Origin of the sequence: Metapseudomonas cellulosilytica (assembly GCF_049334135.1) — a bacterium.
Taxonomy (GTDB): domain Bacteria; phylum Pseudomonadota; class Gammaproteobacteria; order Pseudomonadales; family Pseudomonadaceae; genus Metapseudomonas.
Window position 1 is genome coordinate 146,794 of the sequence record NZ_JBHZGN010000006.1, and the last position, 9,553, is coordinate 156,346.

General features: G+C 67.1%; 8 protein-coding genes. 6 read left to right on the forward strand and 2 right to left on the reverse strand.

The genetic code is table 11. From position 1 onward, the window contains the following. Positions 1 to 259: 259 nt before the first annotated feature. From ACFW0H_RS09880 to ACFW0H_RS09900, 5 genes are all read left to right on the forward strand, one after another. Positions 260 to 1,093: an SDR family NAD(P)-dependent oxidoreductase gene (locus tag ACFW0H_RS09880; RefSeq protein WP_422913721.1), complete on the forward strand. Its 834-nt coding sequence runs from the start codon at positions 260 to 262 to the stop codon at positions 1,091 to 1,093. Positions 1,094 to 1,176: 83 nt separating this feature from the next. Then, positions 1,177 to 2,910 (forward strand): FAD-dependent oxidoreductase, encoded by a 1,734-nt coding sequence (locus ACFW0H_RS09885; RefSeq protein WP_422913722.1) that lies wholly within the window; start codon positions 1,177 to 1,179, stop codon positions 2,908 to 2,910. Next, complete coding sequence (locus tag ACFW0H_RS09890) at positions 2,910 to 3,248, forward strand: NIPSNAP family protein (RefSeq protein ID WP_422913723.1); 339 nt, start codon at positions 2,910 to 2,912, stop codon at positions 3,246 to 3,248. The genes ACFW0H_RS09885 and ACFW0H_RS09890 overlap by 1 nt, the downstream gene beginning before the upstream one ends. A gap of 121 nt (positions 3,249 to 3,369) precedes the next feature. Then, the gene (locus ACFW0H_RS09895) at positions 3,370 to 4,746 is read left to right on the forward strand and encodes an MFS transporter (RefSeq protein ID WP_422913724.1); all 1,377 of its coding nucleotides are present in this window, start codon (positions 3,370 to 3,372) and stop codon (positions 4,744 to 4,746) included. Positions 4,747 to 4,872: 126 nt separating this feature from the next. After that, entirely contained in the window at positions 4,873 to 6,222 is a 1,350-nt protein-coding gene (locus ACFW0H_RS09900) for an OprD family porin (RefSeq protein WP_422913725.1), read from the forward strand. 76 nt (positions 6,223 to 6,298) lie between these two features. Here the strand turns inward: ACFW0H_RS09900 and ACFW0H_RS09905 are convergent, their stop codons facing one another. Further along, complete coding sequence (locus tag ACFW0H_RS09905; protein WP_422913726.1) at positions 6,299 to 7,183, reverse strand: SDR family NAD(P)-dependent oxidoreductase; 885 nt, start codon at positions 7,181 to 7,183, stop codon at positions 6,299 to 6,301. Further along, positions 7,180 to 8,730, reverse strand: coding sequence for a flavin-containing monooxygenase (locus tag ACFW0H_RS09910; protein WP_422913727.1), 1,551 nt, complete (start codon positions 8,728 to 8,730; stop codon positions 7,180 to 7,182). Before ACFW0H_RS09910 ends, ACFW0H_RS09905 begins: the two co-directional genes overlap by 4 nt. Before the next feature lie 115 nt (positions 8,731 to 8,845). Between ACFW0H_RS09910 and ACFW0H_RS09915 the strand changes: the two genes are divergently transcribed. After that, entirely contained in the window at positions 8,846 to 9,550 is a 705-nt protein-coding gene (locus ACFW0H_RS09915) for a TetR family transcriptional regulator (RefSeq protein ID WP_422913728.1), read from the forward strand. Positions 9,551 to 9,553: the final 3 nt, after the last annotated feature.

Sequence of the window (9,553 nt, forward strand, 5' to 3'; positions counted from 1 at the left end):
AGGGCTGGCAGCGGGAAGGGTCTCTGCAGGCGCGAATCGATTCGCTACACGGATGATGGCCTCGCCCAACCCTATCCAGCCCGACGGGACCGGGCAAACCCGTCCGGCCGCTTTTCGGACACTTTGTCGAAAATGTCTGGCTGCTTGCGGTTTTTGTCCATTCTGCGCCAGTCGCCACCGGCCATAAGCTGGATTCCAGGCGCGGGCTGCCAATCGTTCCCGCCGCCATCCGCCTTTCGTGCCTGGCCTGGAGACAACAATGAACATATCCCAAGCACAAGATTCCTGGCTCGACCTTGCTGGCGCCGTGTGCGTCGTCACCGGCGCCGCTGGTGGCATAGGTGCCCGGATCGCCACCGCCCTGGTGCGGCAGGGCGCCCGTGTGGCGCTGCTGGACCTCGACCTGGACAAATGCCGCGACCTCGCCGGCGAGCTTTCCCGGGAGACCGGCGAAGCGATTCCCGCAATCGCCTGCAACATCGCCGACCCCGCCAGCGTGCAGTCTGCCGCCGCCGAGGTGGAGGCACGCTATGGCCGTTGCGACGTGCTGGTGAACAACGCCAGCGTGCTGCGCCCCGCAGCGCTGGAAGAGGTCAGCCTGGAGCAGTGGAACCAGGTGCTCTCGGTCAACCTGAACGGCTACCTGCTCTGCTCCCAGGCCTTCGGCCGCTCGATGCTGGCACAGGGCGCCGGGCGCATCGTGCATGTGGCCTCCATCGCCTCCCACTACCCACAGACCTGGAGCGGTGCCTACAGCGCGGCGAAGTCGGCGGTGAGCATGCTGTCGCGCCAGCTGGCGGCGGAGTGGGGCAGCCGGGGCGTGCGCAGCAACGCCATCTGCCCGGGGCTGATCCGCACCCCTCTGTCGGCGGCCTTCTACGCCGACGCCCGGGTCGAGCAGGCGCGAAAAGCGATGACCGCCAGTGGCCGCATCGGCGAACCCACCGACATAGCCAACGCCGTGCTGTTCCTCGCCAGTCCGCGCTCGGACTACGTCAACGGTGCCGAGATCACCGTCGATGGGGGGCTGGAGTCGATGCTGATGGCGCTGATCCCACGCCCCGGCTACGAGTCGCCCGTCAGTCACGTCTGACCGTCCCCTTTGATCGCTGAACGGCCTTGCCCGCATGACGCCGGGTGGGGCGCGCTCGGCCCGGATTTCGAGAGATTCGACCCATGAACCAACAGACAGCCAACCGAATCCAGTGCGATGTACTGGTGATAGGCGCCGGCGCCGGTGGCCTGTCCACCGCCATCACCGCGAAGAAGCAGGGCCTGGACGTGGTGGTGATCGAGAAGGACACCTGCTTCGGCGGCACGACCGCCTTTTCCGGCGGCGTGCTGTGGATTCCCGGCAACCGTCACGCCCGCGCCAACGGCATCGAGGACAGCCGCGAAGCCGCGCGCACCTACCTGCAGAACGAGACCGGCGCCTTCTTCGACGCCGAGGCGGTGGACGCCTTCCTCGATGCCGGTCCGCAGATGGTGGATTTCTTCGAGCGCGAGACCGAGGTGAAATTCGTCCCCACGCTCTACCCGGACTACCACCCGCAGATCGGCGGCGGCGTCGACATCGGCCGTTCCATCCTTGCCGCCCCCTACGACATTCGTGGCCTGGGACAGGACATGGCGCGCCTGCGCCCGCCGCTGAAGACCATCACCTTCATCGGCATGATGTTCAACTCGTCCAACGCCGACCTGAAGCATTTCTTCAATGCCACCCGCTCCCTGAAGTCCTTCGTCTATGTGGTGCGGCGTCTGGCCACCCACATGAAGGAACTGCTGCTGTATCGGCGCGGGATCCAGGTCACCAGCGGCAACGCCCTGGCGGCACGCCTGGCCAGGTCGGCGCTGGACCTGGGCATACCCATCCATACCGGCACCGGTGCCCGTGAACTGCTGCTGGAAAACGGCAAGGTGCGCGGCGCACTTGCCCAGGGCGGCTCCGGTGACCTGCGCATCGAAGCGCGGCGTGGCGTGGTGCTGGCCTGTGGTGGTTTCTCCCATGACCTGAAGCGCCTGTCCGAGGCCTACCCCCATGTGCGCCGGGGTGGCGAGCACTTCTCGCCGGTGCCGGCGGGCAACACCGGCGACGGCCTGCGCATGGCCGAAGCGGCGGGAGGGCAGGTGGATATCCGCTATCCCGAGGCCGCGGCCTGGATGCCGGTATCCAGGGTGCCCATGGGCAGCGGACATGTTGCCTTCCCGCACCTGCTGGACCGCTACAAGCCGGGGGTGATCGGCGTGCTGCGCAATGGCCGGCGCTTCACCAACGAATCGAACTCCTACCACGATGTCGGCGCGGCGATGATCCGGGGCTGCGAAGGCGAGCGGGAAACCGCCATGTGGCTGATCTGCGACAGCCGCACCATCGCCAAGTACGGCCTGGGCTATGCCAAGCCGGCGCCCATGCCGCTGTCGCCTCTGATACGCAACGGTTACCTGGCCAAGGGCCGCACCCTGGCCGAACTGGCGCGCAATGCCGGCCTGGACGTTGCCGGGCTGGAGCGGACCGTCCGTGAATACAACCAGGGAGCGGGGCGGGGCGAGGACCCTGAGTTCGGCCGTGGCAGCACGTCCTTCAACCGCTACCTGGCCGATCCGGAGCACCGCCCCAACCCCTGCGTTGCGCCGGTCAGCGAAGGCCCCTTCTACGCCCTCAAGGTGGTGATGGGCGACCTGGGTACTTTCGATGGCATCCGCACCAGTGTGCACGGTGAAGTGCTGGATGCCAGCGGCCAGGCCATTGCGGGGCTCTACTCGGTGGGCAACGACCGCGCCAGCATGATGGGCGGCAACTACCCCGGCGCGGGCATCACCCTGGGGCCGATCATGACCTTCGGCTACATCACCGGCCGCCACCTCGCCGGCGTCACGAGCGTCAGGGCCAAGCGCCAGGAGGTGGCCTGATGAGCCAGAAGCCGGTGGTCGACCACCGCATCTACACCATCCGCCCCCGCGGCATGGCCGAGTTTCTCGACCTCTTCGACCGCCTGGCCATGCCCGTGCTGCTCCGCCATCTGGGCCCGCCGCTGGCGTTCTACACCAGCAGCATCGGTCCGCTGAACCAGGTGGTGCACCTCTGGGGCTACGACAGCCTGGACGATTTCGAGAAGCGCAGCCTGGCCCGCGACCGCGATCCGGATTTCGCCGAATACCTGCACGCCACCACCGGCCTGGTGCTGGCCCAGGAGACGCGGATCATCCGCCCCGTCCGCTTCCGCGCGCTGGAGGGGCGTGCTTCGTAACCGGGGCGCCGTCAACCCGGGTGGAACTTGCCTTGCCCCGGCGGGCGAGGCGCGCAGGCATGCGCTAAATCGCTGCACAACAACAAGAAAGCGGCGGCACCGGCTCGGCCCGGACCGCCCGATGCGAGAGGTGAAAGACGTGAACAGAACGCAAGCCATAGACGTGCGTGAACTGATCAACAGCCGGCCCCTGGGCGGCTTTCAGAAGTGGGTGGTGTTCCTGGGCTTCCTGATCATCGCCCTGGACGGATTCGACGTGGCCATCATGGGCTTCATCGCACCGCAGCTGAAAATGGACTGGGGCCTGGAGCCGACAGCCCTGGGGCCAGTGCTCAGCGCCGCGCTGATCGGCCTGGCGGTGGGCGCGCTGGTGGCGGGGCCCCTGGCCGACCGCTATGGGCGCAAGGTGGTGTTGGTGTGCAGTGTGTTCTTCTTCGGCTTCTGGACCTTGGCCACAGCCTTCTCCACCCATGTCGAGATGATGGTTGCCTTTCGATTTCTCACCGGGCTCGGCCTGGGCGCTGCCATGCCCAACGCCAGTACCCTGGTTTCGGAGTACGCGCCGGAACGCAGCCGCTCCTTCCTCATCACGGTGGCCTTCTGCGGTTTCTCCCTCGGCGCGGCGGGTGGCGGCTTTCTGTCCGCCTGGATGATCCCCGCCTTCGGCTGGCACTGCGTGCTGGTGCTGGGGGGCGTGCTGCCGTTGCTGGTGGCGCCGGTGCTGTTGTTCGGCCTGCCCGAGTCGGTGAGTTTCCTGGTGGCGCGCAAGGCGCCGGCCAGTCGCATCCGCCGGATCGTCGAGCGCCTGGCTCCCGGCGTGGCCGGACCCGACAGCCAGTTCCAACTGCCCCGCGCGGTGGCCGGACAGGGCGGGGCCATTGGCATCGTCCTGTCATCGCGCTACCGCTTCGGCACCCTGATGCTCTGGGGCGGTTACTTCCTCTCTTTGTTCCTGGTCTACCTGTTCAGCAGCTGGCTGCCGACCCTGGTGAAGGAAGGCGGCGGCTACAGCGTGTCCGACGCAGCCATCATCACGTCGATGTTCCAGATCGGTGGGCCGGTGGGCGCACTGACCGTGGGCTGGGCCATGGATCGCTGGAGCAAGCAGCGGGTGATCATGCTGACCTTCCTTGTCAGTGGTGTGGTGATTTTCGCCATTGGCCACGCCACGTCGGACTTCAAGCTGCTCTGCGCCATCGCCTGGGCCGTGGGCTTCTGCCTCAACGGTTCCAGCGTCGGCATGAATGCCCTCGCCGCCTGCTTCTACCCCACCGAGGCCCGTGCCACGGGCGCCAGCTGGATGAGCGGCATCGGTCGCTTCGGCGCCATCCTGAGTGCCTTTGCCGGCGCGCAGATGATGGCCCTTGGCTGGTCCCTGTCCCAGGTGTTCGCCGTGCTGGTGATTCCCGCCGGGCTGGCGGGGCTGGCGGTGCATGCCCAGGGACGCAGGGCGGCGCGATCTTCCCGGGCGCAGGCCCTGGGCCTCGATCCGTCCTGATTGACGGGCGCCGCCTGGCTCGGGGCGGCGCCTGTCCCTTTTCTTCCTGACCTCCCGCCGGAGCGCGAATGGTGTATCCCTTCGCGGCGGGAAGGCGTTCGTGCACAACAACAAGAGAGACGCGAAATGACTCACCGCTTCCTGCTGGGTGCTGCGGCGCTCTGCGTGTCCCTGTGCGTCGAGGCCGATCAGGCCGATGCCCGGGGTTTCCTCGAAGACAGCCACCTGGACCTGCTCAACCGCAATTACTACTTCAACCGCGATTTGCGCCACGGCAGCGCCAACGGCCTGGGCAGCAATGCCGGCAAGCCGTTGGCCGAGCGCAACGGCTACCGCGAGGAATGGGCCCACGGGATCATGGCCTTCTACCGTTCGGGCTTCACCCGAGGGACCTTCGGTTTCGGCCTGGACGCCCACGCCATGCTCGGCCTGAAGCTGGACAGCGGCGCCGGGCGCACTGGCACCAGTCTGCTGCCGGTCGACCGCGATGGCGACCCCCGCGACGACTACTCGACCCTCGGTGGTGCGCTGAAGCTGCGGCTGTCCCGCACGGTGCTGAAGTATGGCGAGATAATGCCCGAAGTGCCGGTGTTCGCCGCAAACCAGGCTCGGCTGCTGCCGAGCATGGCCACCGGCTTCAGCCTGGCGTCGGACGAAGTCAGCGGGCTGAACCTGCAGGCCGGCCATTTCACCCGCACGCGTGGGGTGGACTCCAGCAACAGCGACGGCGAGCTGACCACCGACTATGCCGTGCTGCCGACGGCACGCAGCATTGGCTACCTGGGCGGCAGCTGGACGCCGAATGACCGCTTCAACCTGAGCCTGTACACCTCGGAGCTGCAGGACATCTGGCGGCAGCATTACGCCGGCGCCAAATACCGAATCGGCCTGGGCGCGGGGCAGGCTATGAGCTTCGCGTTCAACCTCTACGACACCCACGACAGTGGATCGGCAAGGGGCGGGGACATCGATACCACCGCCTGGTCTCTCACCGCCACATACGTGCGCGGCCCACACAGCTTCACGGTCGGCCGGCAGGTGGTGGATGGCGACGAGCCGCTGGACTGGGTCGGCTTCGACCGCACCCAGGGTGGCAGCCTGTATATGGGCAACGTGGGCCAGGTGGTGACCTTCAGCGAGGCCAACGAGCGTTCCTGGCAGGCCCGCTATGACCTCGACATGGCCGCCTTCGGCGTGCCCGGCCTGAGCGTGATGACCCGCTACATCCGCGGCGATGGCATGGATAACGCGGACAGTGACAACCCGTTCTACACCGCGCGATTCGTCTACGACCCGGACAAGGACAACGAGCACTGGGAGCGCAACGTGGAAGTGCGCTACGTGGTGCAGGACGGGCCGGCGAAGAATCTGTCCCTGCGACTGCGGCAGTCGACCCACCGGGGCACCACCGGGTATCGCTACCCGGACCATGATGAGGTGCGGGTGATCGTGGAGTATCCGTTGAGTCTGTTCTAGGACAAGAGCGGGGATGACCGCATGGCGAATGAACTCGCCCCCGCAAGGCCCGTGGGGGCGAGTTGGTCCAGGTGCCTCAGTCGGCCGCCTTGGACACCTCGCCCGCCCTCGGCCTGGGCGCGAACCTGGCCGCCAGGCGCATGGAGCCGGTGACCAGGCGTTGGTAGAGGGTCGGCAGCAGGCGCTGCATGCCATCCAGGGCCCAGGCGTCGGCGCCGATGAGGATGCGCCGGTTGTCCTTGAGCACGCCGCGCAGGATCACCTCGGCGGCCTTGTCCGGGCTGGTGCGCAGCAGCTGGTCGTTGAACTGCTGGCGGGCGCGGCTGGCCTCCTGGCCGGTGACCTTTACCAGGCTGTCGTTCATCCGCGCGGTCCGGGCGATATTGGTCCGGATGCCGCCGGGGTGCACGCAGCTGGCCGATACGCCGCAGTTTTCCATGTCCAGTTCCTGGCGCAGGGATTCGGTGAAACCGCGCACGGCGAACTTGGTGGCGTTGTAGGCGCTCATGCCCGGCTGGGCGAACAGGCCGAACACGCTGGAGACGTTGACCACATGGCCTTCGCCGCTGGCCTTGAGGTGCGGCAGGAAGGCCTTGGTGCCGTACACCACGCCCCAGAAGTTGATGTTCATGATCCACTCGTATTCCGAGTAGTCGCTGCCGTCCACGGTGCCGGCGTGGGCGACGCCGGCGTTGTTGATCACCAGGTTGACCCGGCCATGGTCCAGTACCACTTGTTCGGCCCAGGCGTGCACGGCGTCGCGGTCGGCGACGTCGACGCGGGTTTCGGTGACCTCGACGCCGAGCTTGCGCACCAGGACAGCGGTTTCCGCCAGGCCTTCGGTGTTCACGTCGGCCAGCGCCAGGTGGCAGCCCTGGCGGGCGAGGGTGCAGGCCAGCGCACGACCGATGCCGGAGCCGGCGCCGGTGACGGCGGCCACCTTGTTCTCGAAGGATTTCATGCTGGCACCTCCTGGGTGTTCAGATGCAGGGCGCCCTGGGCGGCGTGCACCGGCACGCTGCGGCTGAAGTGGTAGGCCGCCGGGTCGAAGTTGCGGGTCAGCAGGCGGAAGCGCCAGGTGAAGCCCGGCCAGACGGTGCAGTTGCGGCCGCTCACCGGGTGCAGGTACCAGCTCGTGCAGCCGCCGGCATTCCACACGGTATTGCCGAGGCTGCCCTGGAGCTTGCCGTTGAAGCTGTCCTGCACCTCGCGCTTGACCTCCAGGCTGCGCAGGCGGCGTTCGCCCAGCAGGTCGAGGGCGCCGAGCACGTAATGGATCTGCGACTCGATCATGTAGACCATGGAGTTGTGGCCCAGGCCCGTGTTCGGCCCCATGAGGAAGAACAGGTTGGGGAAGCCGGCGGTCATGGTGCCCTTGTAGGCCTCGGGGCCTTGCGGCCAGGTGTCCAGCAGGTCGACGCCGCCACGGCCGAAGACCACGTTGCGCGGCAGCGGATCGCTGGGGGTGAAGCCGGTGCCGAAGATGATGGCGTCGATCTCGCGCTCGCTGCCGTCGGCGGTAACGATGCTGCCCGCGCGGATCTCGCGGATGCCGTCGGTGATCACCTCGACGTTGGACTGGGTCAGTGCCGGGTAGTAGTCGTTGGAGATCAGCACCCGCTTGCAGCCCATGGTGTAGTCCGGGGTGACCTTGGAGCGCAGCACCGGGTCCTTGATCTTGCGCTTGATGTAGCCCCTGGCGACCAGCTCGGCGAGCTTCATCACCTTCGGCGTCAGGGCAAAGCCCACCACACGGCTCTCCAGCACTGCGTAGATGGCGCCGCGCCAGAGCTGCTGCAGGATCGGGAAGCGCTTGAAGCGGGAGCGCTCGCCCTCGCCGATGGCACGGTCGGGCTTGGGCATGATCCAGGGCGCGGTGCGCTGGTAGAGGTCCAACTGTGCCACCTGCTTCTGGATCTGCGGCACGAACTGGATGCTGGAGGCGCCGGTGCCGATCACCGCGACGCGCTTGCCGGAAAGATCGTACTCGTGGTTCCACCGCTGGGAGTGGAAGCGCATCCCCTGGAAGTGCTCCAGGCCGTTCAGCGCCGGGATCGACGGGGTGGACAGGGCGCCCATGCCGGAGACCACGAACTGGGCGCTGTACTGGTTGCCGGCGGCGTCCTCGATCTGCCACAGCTCGTCCAGGTCGTTCCAGGCCAGGCGGGTGATCTCGGTGCCGAGCAGGGTCTTGTCCTGCAGCCGGTACTTCTCCCAGCAGCCTTCCAGGTAGGTCTTGATTTCTTCCTGCTTGGCGAACATCCGCGTCCAGTTCGGGTTCGGCTCGAAGGAGAAGGAATAGAGATGGGACTGCACGTCGCAGCCGCAGCCCGGGTAGTTGTTCACCCGCCAGGTGCCGCCGATGCCGGGCTCCTTCTCGAACATGAGGAAGTCGTTCTCGCCCTTCTGCTTCAGGCGGATCGCCATGCCGAGGCCGGAGAAGCCGGAACCTATGATGGCGATCTTGCAATGGCGGGCAGGGGGGCGGGGTGAGGCTGGGGCTGTCATGGGCCGGGCTCCTGTTCTTGTTAGTTGCGACGTATACAGCTGTATACCAAGGTAGACAGCTGTATACTCGCCGGCAATCCAACGCCGTCACAACCAACCTTAGGTAGGGCCAGAGATGAATTCCGCCAGTGGCGACGAGCCGCAGTCGCCAGAACCTGTCATGGACGCCCCGGGCAAGCGCCTGCTCATGGAGGCCGCGCTGCGACTGGGCTCGCGCAGCCGCAGCCTGGGCAGCCTGGGGCTGCGCGAGCTGGCGCGGGAGGCCGGGTTGAACCCCAACACCTTCTATCGCCATTTCAAGGATGTGGACGACCTCGGCCTGGCCATCATCCGCAACATCGCCACCCAGCTGCGCCAGCCCCTGCGCGACTTGCGCCGCGAGGCCGCGGCCCGCGCCGTGCAGGGCGACGGCGGGGGAGTGCCGAAGCTACTGGGCATCGACCTCGGCCGCGGCCGCCGGGTCTGCCATGAGACGGTGCAGCTGTTCTTCGACTTCGTCGACGGCCATGCCGAGGCCTTCATCATCGGCGTGCGCGAGCTGCATGGCGCCTCCCCGGTGCTGCGCGCCGCCTTGGGCGAGGTCATGGACGATTTCGCCGCCGACATGGCCGAGGACGTCCGTGAATACCAGCTGCTGCCGGCGCTGGTGGCCGAGCCGGTGGTGCGGCGGGTGTCACGTCTGGTCAGCCGCAACCTGTTCCAGATGTCCCTGGACTACATCGGCGAGCCGGAGCGTCGTGAGGCCATCCGTGCCGAAGCGGAGGAGCAGGTGTTGTTCCTCTTCACCGGGGCCAGCGTGCTGCAGGCGCTTGACCTGTAGGGG